General features: G+C 74.1%; 22 protein-coding genes and 1 pseudogene. 11 read left to right on the top strand and 12 right to left on the bottom strand.

Annotation, left to right across the window (positions count from 1 at the left end; translation table 11 throughout):
* Nucleotides 1-40: 40 nt before the first annotated feature.
* The gene (locus tag WBK50_RS20610) at nt 41-1,087 is read right to left on the bottom strand and encodes an alcohol dehydrogenase catalytic domain-containing protein (protein ID WP_341337163.1); all 1,047 of its coding nucleotides are present in this window, start codon (nt 1,085-1,087) and stop codon (nt 41-43) included.
* 143 nt (nt 1,088-1,230) lie between these two features.
* Here WBK50_RS20610 and WBK50_RS20615 point away from each other — a divergent pair, with 143 nt between their 5' ends.
* From WBK50_RS20615 to WBK50_RS20625, 3 genes are all read left to right on the top strand, one after another.
* Complete coding sequence (locus WBK50_RS20615) at nt 1,231-1,410, top strand: hypothetical protein (protein WP_341337164.1); 180 nt, start codon at nt 1,231-1,233, stop codon at nt 1,408-1,410.
* Nucleotides 1,411-1,518: 108 nt separating this feature from the next.
* Nucleotides 1,519-2,184 (top strand): hypothetical protein, encoded by a 666-nt coding sequence (locus WBK50_RS20620; protein ID WP_341337165.1) that lies wholly within the window; start codon nt 1,519-1,521, stop codon nt 2,182-2,184.
* Nucleotides 2,185-2,206: 22 nt separating this feature from the next.
* Nucleotides 2,207-3,715 (top strand): MFS transporter, encoded by a 1,509-nt coding sequence (locus tag WBK50_RS20625; protein ID WP_341337166.1) that lies wholly within the window; start codon nt 2,207-2,209, stop codon nt 3,713-3,715.
* On the opposite strand, the gene WBK50_RS20630 is transcribed toward WBK50_RS20625, so the two are convergent.
* A complete protein-coding gene (locus tag WBK50_RS20630; RefSeq protein WP_341337167.1) occupies nt 3,705-4,184 on the bottom strand; it encodes a DoxX family protein in 480 nt (159 codons plus the stop codon). The two genes, WBK50_RS20625 and WBK50_RS20630, sit on opposite strands and share 11 nt — an antisense overlap.
* Nucleotides 4,185-4,421: 237 nt before the next feature.
* On the opposite strand from WBK50_RS20630, the gene WBK50_RS20635 reads away from it, so the two are divergent.
* Entirely contained in the window at nt 4,422-5,192 is a 771-nt protein-coding gene (locus WBK50_RS20635) for an SDR family NAD(P)-dependent oxidoreductase (RefSeq protein WP_341337168.1), read from the top strand.
* Nucleotides 5,193-5,358: 166 nt separating this feature from the next.
* Here the strand turns inward: WBK50_RS20635 and WBK50_RS20640 are convergent, their stop codons facing one another.
* On the bottom strand, nt 5,359-6,081 hold the full coding sequence (locus WBK50_RS20640) for a TIGR03619 family F420-dependent LLM class oxidoreductase (RefSeq protein ID WP_341337169.1): 723 nt from the start codon (nt 6,079-6,081) through the stop codon (nt 5,359-5,361).
* Nucleotides 6,078-6,215, bottom strand: coding sequence for a hypothetical protein (locus tag WBK50_RS20645; RefSeq protein WP_341337170.1), 138 nt, complete (start codon nt 6,213-6,215; stop codon nt 6,078-6,080). The genes WBK50_RS20640 and WBK50_RS20645 overlap by 4 nt, the downstream gene beginning before the upstream one ends.
* 126 nt (nt 6,216-6,341) lie before the next feature.
* On the opposite strand from WBK50_RS20645, the gene WBK50_RS20650 reads away from it, so the two are divergent.
* Both WBK50_RS20650 and WBK50_RS20655 read left to right on the top strand, forming a co-directional pair.
* Nucleotides 6,342-7,928, top strand: coding sequence for an APC family permease (locus WBK50_RS20650; RefSeq protein ID WP_341337171.1), 1,587 nt, complete (start codon nt 6,342-6,344; stop codon nt 7,926-7,928).
* Nucleotides 7,925-8,761: a hypothetical protein gene (locus WBK50_RS20655; RefSeq protein ID WP_341337172.1), complete on the top strand. Its 837-nt coding sequence runs from the start codon at nt 7,925-7,927 to the stop codon at nt 8,759-8,761. Before WBK50_RS20650 ends, WBK50_RS20655 begins: the two co-directional genes overlap by 4 nt.
* Before the next feature lie 8 nt (nt 8,762-8,769).
* On the opposite strand, the pseudogene WBK50_RS20660 reads toward WBK50_RS20655, so the two are convergent.
* From WBK50_RS20660 to WBK50_RS20675, 4 genes and pseudogenes are all read right to left on the bottom strand, one after another.
* Nucleotides 8,770-9,983 (bottom strand): annotated as a pseudogene (locus tag WBK50_RS20660) (acetyl-CoA C-acetyltransferase).
* The gene (locus WBK50_RS20665) at nt 9,976-11,667 is read right to left on the bottom strand and encodes an AMP-binding protein (protein ID WP_341337173.1); all 1,692 of its coding nucleotides are present in this window, start codon (nt 11,665-11,667) and stop codon (nt 9,976-9,978) included. Before WBK50_RS20665 ends, WBK50_RS20660 begins: the two are co-directional and overlap by 8 nt.
* On the bottom strand, nt 11,664-12,482 hold the full coding sequence (locus WBK50_RS20670) for an alpha/beta fold hydrolase (RefSeq protein ID WP_341337174.1): 819 nt from the start codon (nt 12,480-12,482) through the stop codon (nt 11,664-11,666). The genes WBK50_RS20665 and WBK50_RS20670 overlap by 4 nt, the downstream gene beginning before the upstream one ends.
* A complete protein-coding gene (locus WBK50_RS20675) occupies nt 12,479-13,327 on the bottom strand; it encodes a MaoC/PaaZ C-terminal domain-containing protein (protein ID WP_341337175.1) in 849 nt (282 codons plus the stop codon). The genes WBK50_RS20670 and WBK50_RS20675 overlap by 4 nt, the downstream gene beginning before the upstream one ends.
* Before the next feature lie 291 nt (nt 13,328-13,618).
* Between WBK50_RS20675 and WBK50_RS20680 the strand changes: the two genes are divergently transcribed.
* The 3 genes from WBK50_RS20680 to WBK50_RS20690 all read left to right on the top strand — a co-directional run bounded on the left by WBK50_RS20680 (nt 13,619) and on the right by WBK50_RS20690 (nt 15,828).
* Entirely contained in the window at nt 13,619-14,953 is a 1,335-nt protein-coding gene (locus tag WBK50_RS20680; RefSeq protein WP_341337176.1) for an MFS transporter, read from the top strand.
* Nucleotides 14,954-15,085: 132 nt separating this feature from the next.
* The gene (locus WBK50_RS20685; RefSeq protein ID WP_341337177.1) at nt 15,086-15,406 is read left to right on the top strand and encodes a hypothetical protein; all 321 of its coding nucleotides are present in this window, start codon (nt 15,086-15,088) and stop codon (nt 15,404-15,406) included.
* Between the two features lie 50 nt (nt 15,407-15,456).
* Entirely contained in the window at nt 15,457-15,828 is a 372-nt protein-coding gene (locus WBK50_RS20690; RefSeq protein ID WP_341337178.1) for a hypothetical protein, read from the top strand.
* A 438-nt stretch (nt 15,829-16,266) separates the two neighbouring features.
* On the opposite strand, the gene WBK50_RS20695 is transcribed toward WBK50_RS20690, so the two are convergent.
* The 3 genes from WBK50_RS20695 to msrA all read right to left on the bottom strand — a co-directional run bounded on the left by WBK50_RS20695 (nt 16,267) and on the right by msrA (nt 18,990).
* The gene (locus WBK50_RS20695; RefSeq protein WP_341337179.1) at nt 16,267-17,880 is read right to left on the bottom strand and encodes a phytoene desaturase family protein; all 1,614 of its coding nucleotides are present in this window, start codon (nt 17,878-17,880) and stop codon (nt 16,267-16,269) included.
* A gap of 127 nt (nt 17,881-18,007) precedes the next feature.
* Nucleotides 18,008-18,295 carry an isoamylase early set domain-containing protein gene (locus WBK50_RS20700; protein ID WP_341337180.1) on the bottom strand — a complete coding sequence of 96 codons (288 nt, stop codon included), beginning with the start codon at nt 18,293-18,295 and terminating at the stop codon, nt 18,008-18,010.
* A gap of 176 nt (nt 18,296-18,471) precedes the next feature.
* On the bottom strand, nt 18,472-18,990 hold the full coding sequence (msrA, locus tag WBK50_RS20705; protein WP_341337181.1) for a peptide-methionine (S)-S-oxide reductase MsrA: 519 nt from the start codon (nt 18,988-18,990) through the stop codon (nt 18,472-18,474).
* 259 nt (nt 18,991-19,249) lie between these two features.
* Between msrA and WBK50_RS20710 the strand changes: the two genes are divergently transcribed.
* Together WBK50_RS20710 and WBK50_RS20715 are read left to right on the top strand one after the other, a co-directional pair.
* Complete coding sequence (locus WBK50_RS20710) at nt 19,250-19,906, top strand: HAD-IA family hydrolase (protein ID WP_341337182.1); 657 nt, start codon at nt 19,250-19,252, stop codon at nt 19,904-19,906.
* An 89-nt stretch (nt 19,907-19,995) separates the two neighbouring features.
* Nucleotides 19,996-22,908 carry an FAD-binding and (Fe-S)-binding domain-containing protein gene (locus WBK50_RS20715; RefSeq protein ID WP_341337183.1) on the top strand — a complete coding sequence of 971 codons (2,913 nt, stop codon included), beginning with the start codon at nt 19,996-19,998 and terminating at the stop codon, nt 22,906-22,908.
* Here WBK50_RS20715 and WBK50_RS20720 read toward each other — a convergent pair.
* Nucleotides 22,869-23,963 carry a VIT1/CCC1 transporter family protein gene (locus WBK50_RS20720; RefSeq protein ID WP_341337184.1) on the bottom strand — a complete coding sequence of 365 codons (1,095 nt, stop codon included), beginning with the start codon at nt 23,961-23,963 and terminating at the stop codon, nt 22,869-22,871. The genes WBK50_RS20715 and WBK50_RS20720 overlap by 40 nt on opposite strands.
* Nucleotides 23,964-24,056 lie beyond the last annotated feature (93 nt).

Genomic DNA, 24,056 nt, shown 5'->3' on the forward strand with positions numbered 1-24,056 from the left:
CCGGCGGGCGGGGGCCACCCGCCGGTACCCGTGCCGGAGGTCAGGCCGGCGTGATGACCACCTTGAGCGCCTCGTGCGCGGCGGCGTTCTTGAAGACGTCGTAGGCCTCGTCCATCTGGTCGAACGTGAACGAGTGCGTGCCCATCTTCTCCGCCGGGATCCGGCCCCCGGCGACCATCTTGAGCAGCGTCGGGATCGACACCGTGTCGACCAGGCCCATCGTCAGCGTGACGTTCTGGATCCACATGTCCTGCATGGGCAGCTCGACCGGGGTGCCGTGCACGCCGATGTTCGCGATCGTCCCGCCGGGACGCACGAGCGAGGCCGCCGTCAGCAGCGTCTCCGGGTAGCCGACCGCCTCGATCGAGACGTCGACGCCGAGGCCGTCGGTCAGCGCGATGACGTCCGCGACGGTTCCGGGCCCGACCTCGACGGCGTCCGTCGCGCCGAACTCCAGCGCCTTGGCCAGCCGGAACTTGTTCGAGTCGACCGCGATGACCTTCGAGGCGCCCCAGAGACCGGTCGTCAGGATCGCCGAGAGGCCGACGGCGCCCGCCCCGACCACGGCGACGGTGTCGCCGGGCCGGACGTTCCCGGCCAGCACCCCGACCTCGTAGCCGGTGGGCAGGGAGTCCGCGAGGAAGATCGCCTGCTCGTTCGTGACGCCCTCGGGCACCGCGTAGAGCGAGGTGTCCGCGTAGGGCACGCGGACCGACTCGGCCTGCGTGCCGTCGATCAGGTGGCCGAAGATCCAGCCGATGCCGCCGACCGTCTGGCAGTGCGACGGCATGCCGCGCTGGCAGTACTCGCAGCGCCCGCACTTGGTGATCGCGGGGACGAGCACCCGGTCCCCGACGCCGAACCCCTTCACCGCGTCGCCGACCGCGGTGACGGTGCCGACGGCCTCGTGACCGAGGATCCGGCCGTCGGTCACCGCGGCGACGTCGCCCTGCAGGATGTGCAGGTCCGTGCCACAGATCGTGGTGGTGTCGACGCGGACCACCACGTCCGTCGGTTCCTGGACCTCGGCGTCCGGTACGTCCTCCCAGGACTTCTGCCCGGGACCGTGATAGACCAGCGCCTTCATGAGAGACCTCCGTCTACCGGCGCGGTGCCGGACGGCCGTCGTCCGGCCCGCGTCGAGTCCGACCGACGCTAGTGGCGCAGGACACACCCGGCTGTCCCGTTCTCGGACCGTTCGCCGAGCGGCGGCCGACGGCGGGTCCGGGAGTGACCCGGATCCGGGACACTGCGCCCGTCACCGATCGGGACCTCGACCGCGTCGACATCGCCCGGACGGTGAAGCGCAGCGGCCACCGGGCGCAGGCCCCGCAAGAGCCGACGGGCTGGACGACCGACGCCCGCACGGGCCTCTCGGTCCCGGCGAACGCGGTGCGACCGTTCGCGTAGCCCGCGAGCGCAGGAGGGCGCGCAGATCCGCGTTCGGGGCCGATCCCACTCCCCCCGGGACGCCTGCATCCCCACCACTCCGAGCCCGGTCCTGCCAGGCTCTCCCCCATGCCGAGACGAACGGTCCTCGTGGGTGTCCTGGCGCTCGCCGTCCCCGTGATCATGGTCGGGACCGCCCCCGCGGCCCTCGCGTGCAGCTGCGTCACCCAGCAGCTCGCCGCGCAGGCCGACCGGGCCGATGTCGTCTTCAGCGGCCGGGCGCTCGCCCTCGAACCCGAGCGGCCGCGGACCATGGCCGGCAGCGCGGATCCGGTGACCTGGACGTTCAGCGTGGACCGCCGCTACAAGGGCGACGCGCAGGCACCCCAGCCGGTCGTGAGCGCGCGGTCCGAGGCCTCCTGCGGCGTCGAGTTCCGGGAGGGCCGGACCTACCTCGTCCTCGGCACCCACCGGCAGGCCGGCGGCACCCTGCACCTCGCGAGCACCCTGTGCAACGGCACTCGGGAAGCTCGCCGCGGTACCAGCCGCCGACCTCGCGGTCCTGGGCCCGGGGCAGGTGCCTCCCCCGGTCGTCGCCCCCACGCCCCCGACCGAACCCGCCGGCCGCGACGCCGGCCTCCCGATCGTCGCCGGCCTGGGCGTCCTGGTGGCAGCTGCGCTGGTGGGCCTCGCGGTCCGGCGCCGCAGGAGAGCCCGCTGACGCCCTCGCCCGTACCCTCGCAGGCAGATCTCCTGGAGCCGGGGAAGCAGTGTCCCCCTGCCGACCGGGCATGATGCATATGCATCACGACGACGCGTGGAGGCACCCATCTCGGACCCCGTCGGAGCCGCCCGGGGCGCCCGCGCCTACCGGGCCATCTACCTCGCGCTGATCCTGGCCGCGATCGTGTTCGCGCTGGTCCAGAGCGTGGTGTCGCCGCTGCTCCCGCTCGTGCAGGAGCACCTGCACACCGACGCCGCCAGCGTGACCTGGGTGCTGACCGCGTACCTGATCAGTGCCGCGGTGGCGACGCCCGTGCTCGCGCGGCTCGGCGACGTCCTCGGGAAGCGCCGCGTCCTCGTCGCGGTGCTGGGCACCTTCGCGGTGGGGTGCCTCGTCGCCGCGCTGGCGGACTCGTTGGCGGTGCTGCTCGTCGGCCGGGTCCTGCAGGGGGCGGCCGGGGCGCTGTTCCCGCTGTCGTTCGCGATCATCCGGGACGAGGCGCCGCCGCACCGGGTCGCGACGTCGATCGGCGTCGTGTCCAGCCTGCTCGCGGTGGGCAGCGGGACGTCGCTCGTGATCGCCGGGCCGATGACGCGCTACCTCGGCTACTCGTCGGTCTTCTGGCTGCCGGTGGTCCTCAGCTGTGCCGCGTTCGTCGCCGTCGTCGTGGCGGTGCCGGAGTCCCGGGTCCGCACCCCGGGCCTGCCCGGGTTGCTGCCGACCGTGCTGCTGGCCGGTTGGCTGGTCGGCCTGCTGCTGGTGGTCAGCTCGGGGTCGCGCTGGGGCTGGACCTCGGCGCTCACCCTCGGGATCGGCGCAGCCGCGGTGGTGCTGGCGGCGGGCTGGTGGCTCGCCGAGCGCCGGGCCGAACGGCCCGTCGTCGACGTCAGGCTGCTGCGGCTGCGCACGGTCTGGACGTCGAACCTGGTGGCGCTCGCCGTCGGGGCGACGGTCTACGGCAACTTCGCGCTGATCCCGCGGTTCCTGCAGGCGTCCGGGCCGACCGGGCACGGGCTCGGGCTGAGCCTCGGCCAGGCCGGCCTGCTGCTGCTCCCGCAGACCGTCGGCTTCGCGCTCGGCGGCACCCTCAGCGGGCGGCTCGGCCGCTGGCTGAGCCCCCGCCGCGTCCTGCTGACGGCGAGCCTGGTCGCCACCGCCGGCTACGGCGGGCTGGCCCTGTTCCACGCCTCCGCCTGGCAGATCGCCCTGGTCACGCTGGTGTCCGGGACGGGCAACGGGCTCGCGTTCGCCGTCCTCCCGACGATCGTGATGGCGGCGGTCCCGCCCACCCAGACCGGCGCCGCGACCGGGCTGAACGCGAACGTCCGGCTCATCGGCGGGGCGATCGGCGGACAGCTCGTGGCCGCGGTCGCCGTCGGGTTCGGGGCCGCGGCGGCGGTCCCGACGCAGTCCGGCTACACCTGGGCGTTCGCCGTCCTCGCCGGGTTCGCGGTGACCGGGGCCCTGGTCGGGACGCTGATCCCGCCGGGCACCAGGTCGGCGCCGCCCGGCCGCCACTCGCGGGGCGACGGCGGGACCGCCGCCGGATCCCTGTCGACGGGCCTGCCGTCCGAGCGCGAGAGCGGCCGCGCTAGCCCTTGACCGGCCTGCGCCAGAACGCGGCGAGCTGGGCCGCGGCACCGGCCAGGCCGAGACCTGCGGCGACGGCGGCGGCGGGGCCGCCCCGCAGCTTCCGGTCGAGGCCCAGCGCGCGGTCCACGCTCCAGCGGCCCGGGCCGAGGCCGGCCAGCGCCACCGACGCGGCGGCCAGGTTCAGCACGTACTCGTAGCCCTCGGCGGTGATGAAGAAGCCGTTCGGCTGGTGCACCGACCGCGCCGCGACCCCCATCGTCCCGACGACCGCCGCGGCGGCGAGCGGCGTCGCGGCGCCGGCGATCAACGCCGCGCCCGCACCCGTCTCGACGATCGCACTCGCCCGCGCCTGCAGCTGCGGCTCCTTGAACCCGATGGAGCCTAACCAGCCCGCGGTCCCGTCGAGGCTTCGTCCGTGCTTCAGCCCGTGCGCGATCATCGTGCCGCCCAGGACCGTGCGCAGCAGCAGACGTGCCACGTCCCTGCCACCCGATCCCCCACGCCTGCGACCCATCCGCCGATCTCCTCCCGCACATGGTCGAATCGGGTCGGACGCTACGCCGCGGCCCGCACCGGTTGACACAGACGTCAAGAGGAGTGGTCCCGGTCACCATCCCCGTGCGGGGCGGCGTCGTCGTCGGTGAGGATGCAGAGGCGATCGACCGGTTCCGCGCGACGGCGCACGGGGCGAGGGTCGGCCGGGACGGGAGTGGGCATGGACATCACGGGTGCATCGGCCGTCGTGACCGGCGGGGCCTCGGGCCTCGGCGAGGCCACGGCGAGGCTGCTGGCGCAGCGCGGCGCGAAGGTCGTCGTCCTGGACCTGCAGGAGGACCGGGGAGAGAAGCTCGCCGCCGAGATCGGCGGCGTCTTCGCGAAGGCCGACGTGTCCGACGAGGCCCAGGTCAAGGCCGCCGTCGACGCCGCGTCGGAGCTCGGCCCGCTCCGCATCCTGGTGAACAGCGCCGGCCTCGGCCGCGCGGGCCGGATCATCGGCCGGGACCTCGAGCCGATCCCGCTGGAGACCTTCGAGTTCGTCCTCAAGGTCAACCTCGTGGGCACCTACAACTGCGCGCGGATCGCGGCGTCGGCCATGGCGAGGACCGAGCCGCTGGCCGACGGCACCTCCCGCGGGGCGATCCTGAACACCGCCTCCGCAGCCGCGTTCGACGGCCAGATCGGCCAGACCCCGTACTCGGCGTCCAAGGGCGGCGTGGTCGGCATGACCCTGCCGATGGCCCGGGACCTGGCCCGGCACGGCATCCGCGTCAACACCATCGCCCCCGGTCTGATCGACACCCCGATCTACGGCAGTGGCGAGAAGGCCGAGGCGTTCAAGGCCAAGCTGGGCGAGAGCGTCGTCTACCCGAACCGGCTCGGCGCCGCCGAGGAGTTCGCCTCCATGGCCGTCGAGGTGCTGACCAACGACTACATGAACGGCGAGACGATCCGCCTCGACGGCGCGATCCGGATGCCCCCGAAGTAGCCCGGGACCCAGGCGACGCCGGCGCCTCCCGCACCGGCCGGAGGTGCTGAGGCGGCGAGGACCCTCCGGTTGCGACCATGATCGCTACGGGGGACCGATCTCGGCCGGATCCGCCGAGATCGGTCCGCCCTGGCGATCTTCCTTCCGCCCCGTCGTGCCGTGACGCTCAGCCCACCAGGCCCTCGACCAGGTCGAGGGCGGCGTCCGCCGAGTCCGCGAGGTACATCAGCTCGACGAACGCCTCCTCGATCCCGGCGTCCGCGGCCTCGGCGAGCAGGTCGGTGACCGCCCGGACCGGGGTCCCGGGCAGCGGGTTCACCCGGAGCACGGCGCCGAGCTCGCGGCCCGCCCGTTCCCGCAGCCCCACCCAGGGCTCCAGGACCGAGGTCCGCAGGTCGGTGCGGCCGGGCACCGCGACCGGGAGCCAGCCGTCCGCACGCTCGACGACCCGCTGCCGGGCCCGGGGCGTGGCCCCGGCCAGGTAGACGGGCACGCCGTGCGGCTTGAGGTCGACGTGGGCGGGCGCGATCCGGGAGACCGGGCCGTCGTGGGCCACCGGGTCGTCATCCCACCAGGCACGGAGCACGTTGAGGCACTCGTCGAGCCGGATCCCGCGCTCGGCCATCGGCACGCCGACCGCGTCGAACTCCTCGGGCGACCAGCCGGTGCCGAGGCCGAGCAGGAATCGGCCGCCGCTGATCCGGTCCAGGGTCAGCGCGGTGCGCGCGAGCAGGGCCGGCGGGTACCAGGGGGCGTTCAGGACGTTCGTGCCGAGCCGGGCCCTGCTCGTCGCGGTGGCGGCGGCCCCGAGGAGGGTGAAGGGGTCGAGCTGGCGGCGGAACTGGGGCGGAAACCCCGGGCCGCCGCCGTACCCGACGGTCGGCTTCACCGGGCGAGCAGCCGGTCGCCCACCCACAGCCCGTCGGCTCCCCGCTCCTCGGCGGCGCGGGCGAACGCGGCGATCTCCTCGGCACCGTCCGCCGCCTGCCCGCCGAACTGCGGGAGCGTCACTCCGATCCTCATGGGTCCTCCGGTCCTCCGGTCGTCCGTGGGCGGTGGCGCGTCACGCCCGAGCCTGCCCGACCGCGGGCCCCGGCATGCGGACCCTGGCGGCGCGGGCCACGCTCGCCCGGGGCGAGAGGAGGGCGCATGTCGGCTGCGGTGGGAGATGCCGGGCCGGGTGACGAGGCCGTCCGGACCGAGGAGGGCAGGCTGCACCGCCACCTCGGGGTGTGGGGCCTGACCGCGATCGGGTTCTCCAACATCGTCGGCTCCGGCTGGCTGTTCGCCTCGATGTACGCGGCGCAGATCGCCGGGCCCGCCGCGCTGCTGTCGTGGGTGGCGGCGGGGATCCTGTGCGCGCTGGTCGCGCTCGTGATGGTGGAGCTGGGCGCGTCGCGACCGGAAGGCGGCGGCACGGTCCGCTGGCCGCTGTACGCGAGCGGACGGCTCGTCGGCTCCGTGATCGGGTTCTCGGTCCTGCTGTCCGTCGGCGCCACGAGCGCGGAGCTGACGGCGATCGTCCAGTACGCCGGGCACTACCTGCCCTGGGTCTACGCGAACGACTCGCTGACCTGGGGCGGGGTGCTGCTCGCCGTCGTGCTGTCGGTGGCGCTCACCACCCTGAACTGGTACGGCGTGAAGCTGTTCGGACGGGTCAACAACGTCGTCACGGTCTTCAAGATCGTCGTGCCGGTGCTCACGGTCGTCGCGCTGGTCGCCTCGGGTTTCCACGCCGAGCACCTCACCGACCACGGCGGCTTCGCCCCGTACGGCTACGGCGCGGTCCTGACCGCGCTGGCGGGCGGCGGGATCATCTACTCGGTCAACGGGTTCCAGGCGCCCGTCGACTTCTCCGGCGAGGCCCGCGACCCCCGGCGGACGGTGCCGCTCGCGGTCCTCGGCAGCATCGCCCTCGCGGTCCTGCTCTACCTCGCGCTGCAGCTCGCCTTCCTCGGCACGGTGCCGGACGCCCTGCTCGGCGCGGGCTGGCGGGGGGTCGACCTGGAGTCCCCGTTCGGGCAGCTGGCGCTCGCCCTGAACCTGCAGTTCGTGGCCGCGCTGCTCTACGCCGACGCCGTCGTCTCCCCCGGTGGTTCGGCCTACGTCGGCGTCGCGATCGACGCCCGGCACACCTACGCGCTGGCCAAGAACCGGCTGCTGCCCCGCGCACTCATGACGGTGCACGAGCGCTCCGGGGTCCCCCGCCGGGCGCTGCTGCTGAACCTCGTGGTGATCGTCGTGTACCTGCTGCCGTTCGGCGGCTGGCAGGACATCGTCAGCGTGATGGGCGACCTGTACCTGCTGCTCTACGCAGCGGCGGCGGTCGCCGCGGCCGTGTTCGCGGTCGTCGAGCCGGACCGGCTCTCGGGCTGGGTGCCCGGGCTGCGGTTCATCGCGCCGGTGAGCTTCGTGCTGGCGTCGGAGTTCATCTACTGGTCCGGCTGGCCGGACCTGCGCCTGGCGCTGCCGCTCACGCTCCTCGGCGTGCCCCTGTTCGTGGCCCTCTGGCGGACGGACCGGACGGTGCCCCTGAGCACGGAGCTGCGCCGCGGAGCCTGGCTCGTCGCCCACCTGCTGCTGCTCACGGCCCTGTCCGGACTGGGCAGCTTCGAGGGTGCGGGCCTGCTGCCCGCACCGTACGACACGATCGCCGTCGCGCTCGGGTCGCTCGCGGTGTTCCCGCTCGCGGTGCGTTCCGGGGTCCGGCTGCACCGGATACCGGTCACCCCGTGACGCCGCCGACGGGCCCGGACGTGGCGGGCACCCGTCGTCCCGACCAGGATGACCCCGTGATCGACGCGGTGCGGGACGGCGGTACCGGCGAGAACGGCGGGGAGCTGCGCCTGCCCAGCGCCGGACCCGACCCGATCCCGGCGGACACCGCGCTCGCCGCCCTCCTGGGTTACGCGCGCGGACACCGTCCCCAGCGCTTCCGCTCGCCGGACGCGCCGCACGGGCGCTGGGTGCAGCTGCCGGCGTTCGGCTGGTCCCGGTTCGACGCCCGGCCGGTGCGCCCGCCCGGGGACACGGACATCCTGGTCGGCGAGCTGCTCCACGGCCGGCTGGACCGCGCCGGCTGGCACGACGTCCGGGACGCGCTGGACCGGGTCCGCCCGCTCGCCGACACCGCCGCGGTCCGGGCCGGCGGCCGGGCCTTCTGGGAGCTGCCGGACGAGGAGCTGTCCGTGCTCGGCGAGCCGGGGACCGTCGGCGCCGCGCTGCGCGAGATCGGGCGGAGCAGCGGGGAGCACCCCGGGCACGTCTCCGCGGCGCTGCACCACCACCGTCCCGCGCTCGTCCCGCACCTCACCCGCAGCACCCGCCGCGCCCTGCTCCCGCACGTCGAGGAGGGCGACAGCGGGGTGGAGGCGGTGATCCTGCGCGAGCTCCGCGCCAACGACGAGGCGTTCGCCGCGCTGGAGACGACCGTGGCCGGGGTGCTCGGCGACGCCCGGCCGACCCGGCTGCGGCTGCACGACATCCTGCTGTGGCTCAGTACGACCCTGCGGCTCACCCACGCCGTCGCCCTGGGCCGGGGCACGACGGAGTGGATGGCCCGGTCCTGAGCCCGGGGTCAGCCGACGCGTTCGAACAGCGCGGCGAGGCCCTGTCCGCCGCCGATGCACATCGTCTCGACCCCGTAGCGGGCATCCCGGCGCACCATCTCCCGCGCCAACGTGGCCAGGATCCGCCCACCCGTGGCCCCCACCGGATGCCCCAACGAGATCCCCGAACCGTTCACGTTCGTCCGCTCGAAATCCGTCGGGGTGAACCCCCACTCCCGGGTACACGCCAACACCTGCGAGGCGAACGCCTCGTTCAGCTCGATCAGATCCACGTCCTTGAGCGCCAACTCCGCAGCGTCCAACGCCTTGGCCACCGCCGGGACCGGCCCGATCCCCATCGTCTTCGGCGCCACCCCACCCAGCCCCCAGGACACCAGCCGGACGAGCGGCCGCAGCCCCAGCTCCTGCGCCTTCTCCGGGCTGGTGACGATGCAGATCGCGGCGCCGTCGTTCTGGCCGGAGGCGTTCCCGGCCGTGACGGTGGCGTTCTCGTCCTGCTTGCCCAGGATCGGACGCAGCCTGGCCAGGGTCTCCGTGCTGGAGTCCGGGCGGATGTGCTCGTCCCGGTCCACGACGGTGTCGCCCTTCCGCCCCTTGATCGTGACCGGCACGATCTCCTCGGCGAAGCGGCCCTCGGCCGCCGCCGCGGCCGCCCGCCGATGCGAACGCACCGCGTACTCGTCCTGCTCCTCCCGCGGAATCCGGTACTCCGCCCGCAGGTTCTCCGCCGTCTCGATCATCCCGCCCGGCACCGGGAAATTCTTCCCCCCGCGGTCACCCGCCCCCGCGCCAACGAATCGTTCAGCAACACCCCCGGCCCACCCTTGGCGCCCCAGCGCATCGCCGTGGAATAGAACGACGCATTCGACATCGACTCCGCCCCACCGGCCAGCACCACCTCCGACGCCCCGGTCTGCACCTGCATCGCCGCATACAGCACCGCCTGCAACCCCGACCCGCACCGCCGGTCGATCTGCAACCCCGACGCCGTCACCGGCAGCCCCGCGTCCAACGCCGCCACCCGCCCGATCGCCGGCGCGTCCATCGACGGATAACAGTTACCCAACAACACATCGTCCACCGACTCCGGCGGCAACCCGGTGCGCTCCATCAACGCCCGGATCACCGTCGAGGCCAACTCGTGCGCCGGCACGTCCCGCAACGTCCCCCCGAACCCCCCGACCGGGGTCCGCAACGGCTCGCAGATCACCGCGTCACGCATGGTTCTCCGATCGGGTCGTGGCCCACTCGCCCTGGGCCCATTCACGCAGCGTCGCTGCACGGATCTTCCGGCCGTTGGTGCCCGAGGTCGTGGGCATCTCGTCGATGACGTGGATCGTGTCCGGCACCTTGAACCTCGCCAGCCCGTCGGCGCACCACGTCCTGAGCTCGGCGGCCGACGGCGCGCGGCCCTCCTCGGGCACGACGAACCCGACGGCGACCGTCGCCCCGTCCGCACCCGCGATGCCGACGACCTTGGCGGTGTGGACGTCCGGGTGCGCCGCGAGGCGCATCTCGATCTCCGACGGGTCGACGAGGAAGCCGCGCAGCCGCAGCGCGTCGCCCATCCGGCACACGTAGGCGAACACTCCGTCGTCGACGAGCGTGCCGAGGTCCCCGGAGTGGAACCAGCCGTCCGAGGTGAACGCCCGCGCCGCCGCGGCGTCGTCGCCCAGGTAGGCGTCGACGACGTTCGGGCCGCGGAACTGCAGCTCCCCCTCCTGGCCGGGCGGGAGCGCCTCCTCGGTGACCGGGTCCGCCACCCGTACCCGGATGCCCGGGTGCACCACCCGGCCGCCGCCGGCCCAGCGGCCCGGCGTGGGCTCGTCGTGCGGCCAGAACGAGGTCAGGGCGAACAGCTCCGACGAGCCGTAGACGCCGCTGGTGGAGGTGCCGAACGCGTCCCGGGCCCAGACCGCGAGCTCGCGCGAACGGCCCTGGAAGTCCGCGACGCCCCACCACCGCCACGCCGACAGGTCCCGCGGACGGGCCTTCCACGCCTCGGCCAGCCGCAACACGAGGTCGTCCCCGCCGACGACGTGGGTCACGCCGAGGGCGGCCATGTCGTCGAGCACGACGTCGGCGTCGAACGCGGGATGGAACACGCAGGTCGCACCGGCGGCCAGGGCGGCCATCGCGGTGTTGTAGCCGAAGACCCCGGACAGCGGCAGCGCGCAGAGCACGTGCTCGCCGTCGGCGATCCCGATGGCCGTGGCGTCCGCGGCGGCGTGCGCGAGCACGCCCGCGGCCTTGTGCGCGGCGAGCTTGGGCATGCCGGTGGAACCCGACGTCGTGAACGCCACCGCCAGGCCGTCGGGGTCGGAGGCGGGCACCTCCGGCGGATCGGCGATCTCGCCGGGTACCCAGGAGCCGCCGCCGACGTCGAACGCCGCGGGGTCCGGCGCCTCGCGACCCGGCCCGGCGACCACCGCCACGGCCGGGGCGGGAGCGGCGGCCTTCGCGACCGCGTCCCGGAGCCGGCCCAGCAGGTCCAGCCCGTGGAAGTCGTGGGCGAGCGCGACCAGCGTCGGCCGCGCCCGGTCCAGGACGTGCGCGACTTCCTCGACGTTGTAGCGGGTGTTGACGCCGACGACGTGCGCCCCGCGGGCCGCGACGGCGAACTGCCAGGCCAGCGAGTCGCTCCAGTTCGGCAGCCACACCGCGACGCAGTCCCCCGCGCCGATCCCGGCGGTGCGCAGCTCCTCGGCGAGCGCGGCGGTGCGCCGCCGAGCTTCGCCCCGGGTGACCGGGATCGTCGCGCCGTCGGGGCCCTTGTCCAGGACGGCGATCCGCTCCGGGTCCCGGCGGACGAGCCGCCCGAGCAGGTCGGGGAGGTCCCGGGGCGGCTCACCGGCCGTGGGGAAGGCCGAGACCGGATGCGGCGCGACGGCGGGCGCTTCGGTCATGACGCCGCCTTCTCCACCGCTGCCAGCTCCCGCAACCAGCCGTCGAGCACCGCGTCGAAGCCGTCGATCTCCTCCATCGGGTAGTGCCCGATGCCCTCGAGCACCGTGCACCGCGCCCCGGGGATCCGGCCGGCCGCCCAGCGGACCGCCTCCGGGTCCAGCCACAGGTCGTCCGCCCCGACGACCAGGTGCGCCGGGCAGGTGACGCCCGGCAGCGCGTCCCGCAGGTCGTGCGTGGTCCAGCCGATCAGGTCCGACGTCGAGATCGCCGGGTCCTCGCGCCGGTGCATGGTCGCGATCAGCTCCGCCTTGTCCCGCGGCACCGACCGGCCGACGACGGCGAGAGTGCCCAGGTAGGTGCGGTCCGTGCGACTCGCGGCGGCGACGTCGGACAGCTCGCGCCGCAGCCCGCGCTCGCTGGGCCGCCCGCCCGTCCACGCGTCCGCCGCCATCGCGACGACGCCGGCGAGGCGGTCCGACGCCCGGCAGGCGAGATCGAGGGTGATCTTGCCGCCGATCGAGCAGCCGGCGACGTACGGCCGCTCCAGGCCCAGCCGGTCGATCAGCTCCAGGCACCACGCGGCGTACACCCCGAGGTCCGTGACCGGGCCGCCGGGCGCGGGCTCGGACCGGCCGTGCCCGGGCAGGTCCGGGACGATCACCCGGTATCCGCGGGCCGCGAGCCCGGCGCTGACGTGGCGCCACTGCACCCCGCTCTGCCCTGCGGTGTGCAGGCACAGCACCGGGGTGCCCTCCCCGACCTGCTCGACGAACGCGAGCGCGCCGCCGATCTCGATGTAGCTCGCCTCGATCATGCTTCCTCCCCCGCCAGGGCCCGGGCCGCGTCGACGATCTGGTGCAGCGCCGCGGTGAGCCGCAGGTATTCGTAGCCGTTCCCGCGCGTGCTGAACCGACCGGTCATCGCGAAGCGGGTGAACTCGTTCCCGGGTGCGGTGACGAGCTCGAGCCAGGTCAGCTCGTCCGCCTCGACGCTGAACGTGGCGCCGGTCGCCGCCCGCCCGGACACCTCGATGACCTTGCCCCGGTAGATCCGCAGCTGCACCTCGTGGTCGCCCGCCCGCAGCCCGACGGTGCCGTCCCAGCTCGCGAGGGACTCGGCGAACCGCGGCCCGAGCCGTGCGACGAGCGCCTCGCCCCACGGCACCGTGCCGAACGCGAGGCCGACGGGGTCGGGGCCGGGGCCGCTCGCGGCGACCATCGCCGACGTCGTCCCGTCCTGGACCACGACGCCGTCGCGGTCGACGAGCGCCATGTGCCGGGTGACGATCCCCCGGTCCCCGCGGCGGGTGCGCCGGCAGCGGGCGATCGCCAGCTCGAGGCGGACCTCGTCGCCGACCCGCATCGGGCGCCGGTAGGACCAGTGCGTGTCCAGGAGGCCGAGCACCGCGGAGCCGTGCAGGCCCAGTGTCTGCAGGAGCCCCATCGCAATCGCGACGCCGAAGGGCCCCTGCAGGATCCCGTCCGGCCCCGCGTGCAGCGGGTGGTCGTCGCCGGAGAGCCGGGTGAAGTCCGCCAGGTCCTCCGCGGTGACGGTGCGGTAGGCGCTGGTGTACCGCTGCCCGACCGCGAAGTCCTCGAAGTACCGGCCCGGTCCGGGATCCTGCCCGGTGCCTGGCCGTAGAACCTGCTCCGTGGTCACTCGCCGCTCCTTCGCGTCGTCGCGGTGTCGAACGTCCTCACGCCGAGTACGAACGAACGTTCTTGCGAATGACTGAAGCATCCGGCCGCGCGGCACGTCAAGCAGGACGCGCCCCGGAGTACGCCACTCCTTGTCGCCTCAGCTTGTCACCCCAGCTCTGGGGCCGTGAAAAGATCTCTCTTGTCTTCGACGACGCCGCGACCTACGGTATGAACGATCGTTCGTACCGCACTGCAGCGGCCCCGGAGGTAGGACAACATGGACCAGAGCACTCCCGTAGTTCCGAAGAGGATGGGCAGGCTCGCGGCAGCGGCGGTGTTCGCCACGGCCCTCGAGTGGTTCGACTTCCTGATCTACGCGACGGCCGCCGCGCTCGTCCTCGGCAAGCAGTTCTTCCCCGCGGCGAGCCCCGTCGCCGGCACCCTCGCGTCGTTCGCGACGTTCGCCGTCGGGTTCTTCGCCCGCCCGCTCGGCGGGATCATCGCCGGGCACGTCGGGGACCGGTTCGGCCGCAAGCCCCCGCTCGTCGCCGCCATGCTGGTCATGGGGCTGGCGACCTTCGCCATCGGCGTGCTGCCGAACTACGCGGCCATCGGCGCGTGGGCTCCGATCCTGCTGGTACTGGCCCGGCTGGTGCAGGGTCTCGGCGTCGGCGCGCAGTGGGGCGGCGCGGCGCTGTTGCTCACCGAGCACGCGCCCGTCGAGAAGCGCGGGTTCTACGGCAGCCTCATCCAGACCGGCTCGATCTTCGGCGCCGTCGCGGGCAACCTGTTCTTCCTGGTCCTCACCGCGAACATGGGCGAGGAGGCGTTCGCGAGCTACGGCTGGCGCATCCCCTTCCTCTCCGGTCTGGTCCTCGTGGTCATCGGCATCTACGTGCAGCTCAAGATCGAGGACACCCCGGTGTTCCGGGAGATGCAGAAGCGCACCGCCGAGTCGAAGCAGGAGGCCGGGCTCCGCAAGGCCCCGCTGTCCGAGGCGATCCGTAGGTACTGGCGGCAGATCCTGCAGGCCGCGGGCGCGTTCTTCGTCGTCAACGCCACCTTCTACATCCTGATCAGCGGCATGCTGGACTACGGGACCAAGCACGTCGGGCTCAGTCGCACGCAGATCCTGGTCTGCGTGATGATCGCCGGCGCCACCCAGGTGGTCAGCATGCCGTTCTTCGGCGCGCTGTCGGACCGGATGGGCAGCCGCAAGCGGCTCTACCTCACCGGCACCGTGCTGATGGCGCTGTTCGCGTTCCCGATGTTCTGGCTGATCGACACCGGCTCGATCCCGCTGGTGCTGATCGCGCTGCTGATCGGCTTCACCATCCACGCCACGATGTACGGGCCACAGGCGGCGCTCTACGCCGAGATGTTCCCCGCGGACATCCGCTACTCCGGCGCCTCGCTGGGCTACCAGTTCGCGTCGGTCTTCGCGGGCGGCCTCGCCCCGTTCATCATGACGGCGCTGCTCGCCGCGACGGGGACGGCCTGGTCGGTCTCGCTCTACATCGTCGCCACCGCCGCGATCACCTTCGTCGCGGTCTTCACGATCAAGGAGCGCTTCCGCCGGGACCTCTACGAGACCTCGGAGCAGGAGCAGGACACCCCTCTGGGCTCCCCCGCCGGCACCCGCTGAGGCGAACCCCTCCTTTCGACCGTGTCCTGACAGGACCCGCCGGTGTTCGATGGACCCTGCGTCCACCGCCCCCGCGGCCGGTGGGCGCAGGGTCCGATGAGGACCGGGTCGGGCGGGCTCGAGGAGGCACAGGTGGACACGGTGGGGAACCGCGAGCTCGAGACGGGCCCTCGGCCGGTCGTGGATGGCACCGTCCTGTCGCCGAAGGAACTGCGGGACCGGGTCCGGGACATGCAGGACGGCCGCGAGGAGCAGGTCGCGCAGGCCAGGACGGAGCTCGCGGAGAGCCTCGACCGGCTCGGCGAGGGGCTGCTGCTCGTGCGCGCGCAGATGAGTGCGAGGGCCCGGCACGCGGGAAAGATCGCGGCGGGGGTGGCCGCGGCCGGCACGACGCTGGCGCTCGTCGTCGGGATCACCTGGGTGCGGACGGGGAAGCGGATCACGACCGACTGACGCGCGGTCGGCCGGCGGTTGGCCTCGGGCGCCGCGGGTACCGCCCTGAAATGACACAGGCGAATCGAGCGTCGGCACGCTGGGCCGTTGTGGTCGCGATCCTGCTGAGCGTCTCGGTCTCCGGGTGCACGGGCGGTTCGCGGAGCGGCTCGGACCAGCCCGGCGTCCAGAACCGGACCAGCGTGGCCGGGTCGGCAGGAGTGTCGCCGCGTGTGCCGATCGGGTCCTCGTCCGAGGACGACATCGCGGCGGCGCTGCGCGCCAACGGCGTCGAGGACCCGCAGAAGTGGGCCCAGGTGATCCTCAACAACGCCCCGTACCCCGCGGACGACCCGAACATGACCAAGCTGCGCCAGGTGCTGCAGCAGCAGAATGCGGATCCCGCGACCATCGAGAAGATCGTCAACACGGTGCAGCCCTGAGCCGCCGGCCCTCCGACCCGACGCGAGCCGCGCCGCCGCTCGCCTCGTCGGAGGCGTGACGCAGGACCGGCGGTCGCGGCCTTCTTGCCCTGCCCGGTGTGGCTGTCGACCGATCGTCCCGGCGGATGCCCTGGTCCTTGGAGCCCTCGTCGAGGAAGCTGCCCAGGCCGGCAATGTCCTACGCGTTGACGGCCGGGTCGAACCGGGTCACCGGCGAGACGTTGGCGTCGTCCTGGTCGGTCGCCCCCCGGGGCTGTCCAGCGGCCTGGTCGACACCCTGGTCGGGCGATGCTGCGGCCCGGGGCGGCGAGCGCCACGCCCCACGCACCGAGGGCGAGCGAACGGTGAAGCTCGCGCATGTCCGTCGCGACTCCTCGGGCCCCTTTTCCTCGCCTGCGCCAAGGCGGCGACAGCGGACGCCGTCGACGGCAGGGGCGCTCAGCGGTAGAGGCGGTCCTGTATCCGGCGGACGGCCGAGCGGTAGATCCGGCCGCCGCGGCCCGAGGCCGCGAGGGCGGCGCGAGCCGCGTTCGCGCCCGGCGCACCGTGGACCGCGCCACCCGGATGCGCGGACGACCCCGCGAGGAACAGACCCTCCACGGGCGTGTCGGCCCGCCCCAGCCCGGGGACCGGACGGAAGAACAGCTGCTGGTGTATCGCGACGGTGCCCCCGTTGATCGCGCCGTCGACCAGGCTGGGGTTGCCGGCCTGCAGGTCACGCGGGCCCTGCACGTAGCGGGCCAGCACGGAGCTCCGGAAACCGGGCGCGTTTCGCTCGATCGTCCGCTCGATCCGGTCCGCGTAGCGGCCGACGGTCTCCTCGTCCCACCCCGCCCCGCGCGGGATATGGGTGTAGGCCCACGCGGACTCCGTGCCGGCCGGCGAGCGTGACGGGTCCGCGGTGGTCATCTGCCCGAGCAGCAGGAACGGTTCCTCCGGCACCCGGCCCGCCGCCAGGTCGGCGGCGAAGCCCCGCAGCCCGGCGAGGTCCGCGCCGAGGTGCACCGTGCCCGCCCCGTCCACGCCGGGCGCGGTCCACGGGATCGGGTGCTCGAGCGCCCAGTCCACCTTCACGGTGGAGACGTCCCACTCGAACCGGTCCAGGTCGCTGACGAACCGGGGAGGCAGGTGCTCCTCCCCGACCAGCTCGCGGTACAGCACGGGGGCGGTGACGTCCGCGAGCACCGCACGCCCGGCGCGCACCGGGTTCCCCGCCCTGTCCCGGACCCCGACGGCCCGGCCGCCGCGCACCAGGACCTCGGCGACCCGACGGTCGCAGTCCACCCGGCCGCCGCGGGAGGTCAGCCGGCGGACGAGGGCGTCGGTCAGGTTTCCCGCTCCCCCGGCCGGGACCGGGAACCCGACGTCCTGGCCCAGCATGGACAGCAGCCACCCGAACACCGCCCCGCCCGCGGCATCCGGACCCAGATCGGTGTGCATCGCGTTGCCCGCCAGCAGCAGCCGCGCGCCGTCGCCCCGGAAGTTCTCCTCGCCGAACCGGTGCGCCGGCAGGGTGATCATGCGGGCCAGCCGCAGCCCCTCGGCCGGGCCGAGCCGCCGGGCCAGCCGGGACCCGGCGCGCACCGGCGGGAACGGCCGCAGGAACGTCTCCAGCAGGTCGTCGCGGATGCGGCGCCACTGCTCGACCATCGCCACCCAGGCCGCGCCGTCCGTCGGCGCCCACGCCGACACCGCCGCCGCGGTCCGCTCCAGATCACGCGACAGGACGACCGACCTGTCGTCCGGCGTGACGTGGGCGAGCACCTCGGGAGCGTGCCGCCACCGCAGCCCGTGCTGCTCCAGGTCGAGCTCGGCCAGCACCGGCGAGGCCGCGCCGAGGGGGTAGAAGGCGCTGGCGACGTCCGACACGAAACCCGGCACGGTGAGCTCGGCACTGCGCACCGCGCCGCCGGGGGCCGGGGACGCCTCCAGGACGACCACCCGCCAGCCCGCGTCGGCCAGGACGTTCGCGGCGACCAGCCCGTTGTGGCCGGCACCGATCACCACCGCGTCGACCGTCTCGGCACCGGAGACGGGACCGGAAGCGTTCATGGGGACGTCCTGCGTCATGCGGCCGTATACCCCGACCAGGCCTTTTCAAGCGGGACCCGCGCGCGACGAGGCGCCCGGCGGTCCCGCTCCGCGGTGCGGTGCCGGCGGTACCGGCACCGCACCGGGGTCAGGAACGCGGGAGGACCCGGACCACGCTGCCGTGCGCGTCCACGACGTCGGCCGACTCGTCGTCGAGCCACACCCCGTTGCTCGCGAGGTAGCGGAAGCGGTGCTCCCCCGGCGCGAGCACGACCGAGACGCTGCGGCTGCCGTTGCGCCGCGGGATCAGCTCGTGCCGTCCGGGCTCCCAGGAGTTGAAGTCTCCGACGACGCTGACCGGACCGGCGGGCTCGTCGTTCGTGAGGCGAAAGGTGATCCGGTTCTTTCCACCGAAAAGCGGCGTGCGCGCGAGCAAGACGACCTCCAGAAGGACCGGGCGAAGGCCCGGACTCTACGGGCCGGCACGGGGCGCCCCGCGGGAACGACATACCCGGGACACCCGGACGGACCAACTCCCACGGACGCATCCGACCGGGCGCCGGGCCCGCCGCGGACTCGCGCGGATCGGGCCCGGCTCCGGCGATCGTCAGGTCAGCGCGCGACCCTTTCCGCTCGGCGGGGCAGCACCCACTCCGGGCGGGGGAAGTGGCACGTGTACCCGTAGGGGTACCGCTCGAGGTAGTCCTGGTGCTCCGGCTCGGCCTCCCAGAACGGCCCCGCCGGAGCCACCTCGGTGACGACCGTGCCCGGCCACAGGCCGGAGGCCTCCACGTCGGCGATCGTGTCCTCCGCGACGCGGCGCTGCTCGTCGTCGAGGAAGTAGATCGCCGACCGGTACGAGGTCCCAACGTCGTTGCCCTGGCGGTTGCGCGTCGTCGGGTCGTGGATCTGGAAGAACAGCTCCAGCAGGTCCCGGTAGCTCACCACGGCCGGGTCGAAGGTGATCTCGATGGCCTCCGCGTGCGAACCGTGGTTGCGGTACGTCGCGTTCGGCGTGTCCCCGCCCGTGTAGCCCACGCGGGTGGAGACGACGCCCGGGCGCTTGCGGATGAGGTCCTGCATCCCCCAGAAGCACCCTCCGGCGAGGATCGCCTTCTTCGAGTCGCTCATGTGCTTCTCCCTTCCCTGTGTCGGCAGGTGCAACAACCGGGGGCGGCTGCGGTAATCCTCCCGCCGCCACGCCGGGCCCGGCCGCAGATCCAGCGTCGGGGACGTGCCGCGGACGCGCAAGCAGCACATCGCCGTGCGACGGGCCCCTGCGGGCCGATCGACGACTCGGTAGCGTCCGGGCCGACGAGCAGGCCCGGCGGCCGGGTCCGCACCAGCGCGGTCCACCGGCGGGCCCTACGACGAGGAGTGCCCGGCCCACATGAATGACCGTTCGGCCGTGATCTTCGACTTCGGCGGGGTCGTCACCTCCTCGCCCTTCGAGGCGTTCAACCGGATGGAAGCCGAGCGCGGGTTGCCGCACGACCTGGTGCGCAGGATCAACACTGCGAACCCGGACGGCAACGCCTGGGCGCTGTTCGAGCGGGCGGAGATCGACGGGGCCCGGTTCGACACGCTCTTCGCGGAGGAGGCCCGCGCGCTGGGGTACGACCTGCCCGGGCGCGACGTCCTGGCGCTGCTCTCGGGAGACATCCGGCCGCGCACGGTGGCGGCGATCGAGTGGCTGAAGATCCACGGCTACCGCGTCGGGTGCATCACCAACAACGTGCCGTCCGGGCACGGCGCGCAGATGTCGGCCACCGCCGAGAAGGCGGAGGCGGTCGCCGCGGTCATGGCCCGGTTCGACCACGTGGTCGAGAGCAGCAGGATCGGCATCCGCAAGCCCGATCCGCGCATCTACGCGCTGGCGTGCGAGGCGCTGGGCGTGCGCCCGCACCAGTGCGTCTACCTCGACGATCTCGGGATCAACTGCAAGCCGGCGGCCGCGCTCGGCATGCGGGCGATCAAGGTGACGGACGAGGTCCAGGCGCTCGCCGACCTGGCGGAGGCACTGGGGCTGGACCCCGGGACGTTCTAGTAGTCGTGTCGCAGGTTGAGAGGGAGGGCCACCGCCCCGGCGCCGTGGGGGAGAATCCGCCGACGGCCCTTCGACCGAGGAGCACGACCATGGCAGAGCCGGCCACGATGCTGCGCACCCGGATCGGCGACCGGCTCGCGTACTCCCGCGACGCGTCGCACTTCGCGCTGGTCCCGGAAGCCGTCGCCGTCCCGGCCGACGCCGCCGCGGTCGGCCGGCTCTTCGCGGACGCGGCCGCCACCGGGGTCCCGCTCGCGTTCCGCTCCGGCGGCACCAGCCTGTCCGGGCAGGCCGGCACCGACGGCATCCTGGTCGACACCCGCCGGCACTTCCGGGACGTCGAGGTCCTCGACGGCGGGGCGCGGGTCCGCGTCGGCCCGGGCGCCACCGTCCGGCAGGTCAACACCCGGCTCGCCCGGTTCGGCCGCAAGATCGGCCCGGACCCGGCCAGCGAGAGCGCCTGCACCCTCGGCGGCGTCGTCGCCAACAACTCCAGCGGCATGGCCTGCGGCACGGTCGCCAACAGCTACGCCACCCTCGACTCGCTGGTGCTCGTGCTGCCGTCCGGTACCGTCGTCGACACCGGCGCCCCGGACGCCGACGAACGCCTGCACGCCCTCGAACCGGCGCTGCACGAGGGGCTGGGCAAGCTGCGCGACCGGGTCCGCGACGACGCCGTCCTGCGGGCGCGCGTCGAGCAGCAGTTCTCGATGAAGAACACCATGGGCTACGGGCTGAACTCGCTGCTCGACCACACCCGGCCGGTCGACGTCCTCGCCCACCTGGTCGTGGGCAGCGAGGGCACGCTCGCGTTCATCGCCTCGATCGTCCTGCGGACCGTGCCGCTGCTCCCCCACGCCCGCACCGGCCTGCTCGTCTTCGACGACCTCGCCGCCGCCACCGGCGCCCTGCCCGCCATCGTGGGCACCGACGCCACCACCATCGAGCTGCTCGACGCGACCTCGCTGCGGGTGAGCCAGGCCGACCCGCAGGCCGACGCGATGCTGCGCGGGCTTTCCGTCGACCGGCACGCCGCGCTGCTCGTCGAGTACCAGGCGCAGACCCCCGAGGAGGCCGACGCCCTCGCCGGCTCGGCCCGGGGCGTGCTCGGGGCCCTCCCGGTGGCCGGCCCCCGCACCCTCGCCGCGGATCCCGCGGCCCGCGCCGCGCTGTGGCACATCCGCAAGGGCCTCTACGCGACCGTCGCCGGGGCGCGTCCGACCGGGACCACCGCACTGCTCGAGGACGTCGTCGTCCCCGTCCCCGCCCTGCTGCCCACCTGCGAGACGCTCACCTCGCTGTTCGCGCGGCACGGCTACGACAACGCCGTCATCTTCGGCCACGCCAAGGACGGCAACATCCACTTCATGCTCACCGAGCGGCTCGGCGACGGCGCCCCGCTCGACCGCTTCGCCCGCTTCACCGACGACATGGTCGAGCTCGTCCTCGGCCACGGCGGATCGCTGAAGGCCGAGCACGGCACCGGCCGGATGATGGCACCGTTCGTCCGCCGCCAGTACGGCGACGAGCTCTACGCGGTCATGTGCGAGATCAAGGCCCTGTGCGACCCGCGCGGCGTGCTCAACCCCGGCGTCGTCATCGGCGACGATCCCGGCGGGCACCTACGGCACCTCAAGAGCGCACCGGCCGTCGAGGAGGAGGTGGACCGCTGCGTCGAGTGCGGCTTCTGCGAGCCGGTCTGCCCCAGCCGCGACCTCACCACCACCCCCCGGCAGCGGATCGTGCTGCGCCGGGAGATCCAGCGGGCCCGGGTCGCCGGAGACACCGCACTGCTCGCCGAGCTGGAGCGCGAGTACCGCTACGACGCCGTCGACACCTGCGCCGTCGACGGCATGTGCCAGACCGCCTGCCCGGTCCTGATCAACACCGGCGACCTCGTCAAGCGCCTGCGCGCGGAGCAGGCCGGCCCGCTGGCGGCCCGCGGCTGGACGGCCGCCGCCCGGCACTGGGCGGGCACCACCCGCGCCGCCGCGGCGGCCCTGACCGTGGCGGGTGCCCTGCCGGACCGCGTCGTCACCACGGCGAACAGCGCCGCTCGTCGGGTGGTCGACCCCGACACGCTGCCGCTGTGGTCCCCCGAGCTGCCGGACGGCGGCCGGCCGCGGACCGACGAGCCGAGGCCCGGTGCCGACGCGGTCCTGTTCGCCTCGTGCACCGGCACGATGTTCGGCGCCACCGGCGACCGGGACGACGAGGGCGAGCCGGGTGCCGCCGCGGCGTTCGAGCGGCTGTGCGCCCGGGCGGGTGTCACGCTCACCCGGCCCGCCCGCCTGGCGTCGCTGTGCTGCGGGACCCCGTGGAAGTCCAAGGGGATGACCGCGGGCTACGCCGAGATGGCCCGTCGCGTGCTGCCCTCCCTGTGGGAGGCCACCCGGGGCGGCGAGCTGCCCGTCGTCGGCGACGCCTCGTCGTGCACGGAGGGCCTGCGGCACATGATCGAGACCGCGGACGACGCGCGGTACGCCGCGCTGCGGGTCGTCGACGCCGTCGAGTTCACCGCCGAGCACCTGCTCGACCGGCTGGACATCACCGCTCCCCTGGACTCGCTCGCCCTGCACCCGACCTGCTCGGCCGTCCGGATGGGCCTCACCGAGCCGCTCCGGAAGGTGGCCGCGGCGGTCGCCGCCTCGGTCACCGTGCCGGACAGCTGGGGCTGCTGCGCCTTCGCCGGGGACCGTGGGCTCCTCCACCCGGGAGCTCACCGCCGCCGCCACCCTGCCCCAGGCGACGGAGCTGGCCGGCCGGTCCTTCGACGGCTACGCGTCCTGCAACCGCACCTGCGAGCTGGGGATGACCCGCGCGACGGGCCGGCCCTACCGGCACGTCCTCGAGCTCCTCGAGCAGGCGACCCGGGATTCCGTGGTGGCGGGCGACGGCTGACCAGGCGGGCGCGATCCCGGCGGGGTCCGGATAGCCCCCTCGACACCGGGAGGCGCTCCGGTCAGCCCAGGGTGGCGCCGAAGAGCAGCCCGAGGACGTAGGTCGCGCCCGCCGCACCGGCGCCGATGAGCAGCTGGCGGATCCCCCGTCGCCAGGGCGGCCCTCCGGAGAGCAGGCCCACCGTCGCGCCGGTCCCGAGGAGTGCGAGCCCCACCAGCACCACCGAGACCACGAAGGCCATGGGCCCGGTGAGCCCGAACAGGAAGGGCAGGATCGGCACGAGGGCACCGGAGGCGAAGAACGCGAAGCTCGACGCGGCCGCGCCGAGCGCCGTGCCCACTGCCTCGTGCTCCGGCTCGGCAGCCCCCGTGCGCAGCGGGACCGCGGGGTCGTAGGTACTCAGCATCTCCCGCGACCGGCGCACGGCCTCGTCGGCGGACAGCCCGCGTGCCCGCATGACCAGGGCGAGCTCGTTCTCGTCGAGATCGAGGTGGGGCAGCACCTGCGGGGCGTCGTGCAGGGCCGGCGCGGACGCCGCGAGCAGCTCCCGCTGCGAGCGAACCGACACGAACTCCCCCGCCCCCATCGACAACGCGCCGGCCAGCAGCCCGGCCAGCCCGGTGAGCAGGACGCTGGTCGCCGTCACCCCGGCGCCGGCGACGCCCAGGACCAACGCCAGGTTGCTGACGAGCCCGTCGTTGGCCCCGAAGACCGCCGCCCGGAACGTCCCCGAGACGCGGGCGCGGCCCCGGGCCGCCAACCCCCGCAGCACCTCCTCGTGCACCCGCTCGTCGGCCGCCATCGCCGCGGTCGCCTCCGGGTCGGTGGCGTACGGCGAGCGACTCTCGGCCCGTTGGGCCAACGCCAGCACGAACACCGAACCGAACCGGCGGGCCAGCAACGCGAGCAGCCGGCTGCGCAGGCTGCCGGGCGGGATCCGGCCGGGATCGTCCCCGAGCAGCCGCACCCAGTGCGCGGCGTGCCGTTCCTCGGCGCGGGCCAGCTCGAGGAGGATCTCCCGGTCCTCCCCGGTCCGGCGGCCGGCGAGGTCGCGGTACACCGCGGCCTCGGCCCGTTCGTCGGCCAGCCGTCGACGCCGGCGGCGGATCGCGGATCGCGACGCCGGGCGCCCGGGATCACCGTCGGTCCGCCGCACCGGAGATCCCCGGTCGTCCATCCCGCACCGCCGTCCTCGCAGAGTGTCCTGACCCGCAGAGTGGCACGGCCGCTCGCCCGGGAAACGTCGAGG

The organism is Pseudonocardia sp. T1-2H (assembly GCF_038039215.1).
Classification (GTDB): domain Bacteria; phylum Actinomycetota; class Actinomycetes; order Mycobacteriales; family Pseudonocardiaceae; genus Pseudonocardia.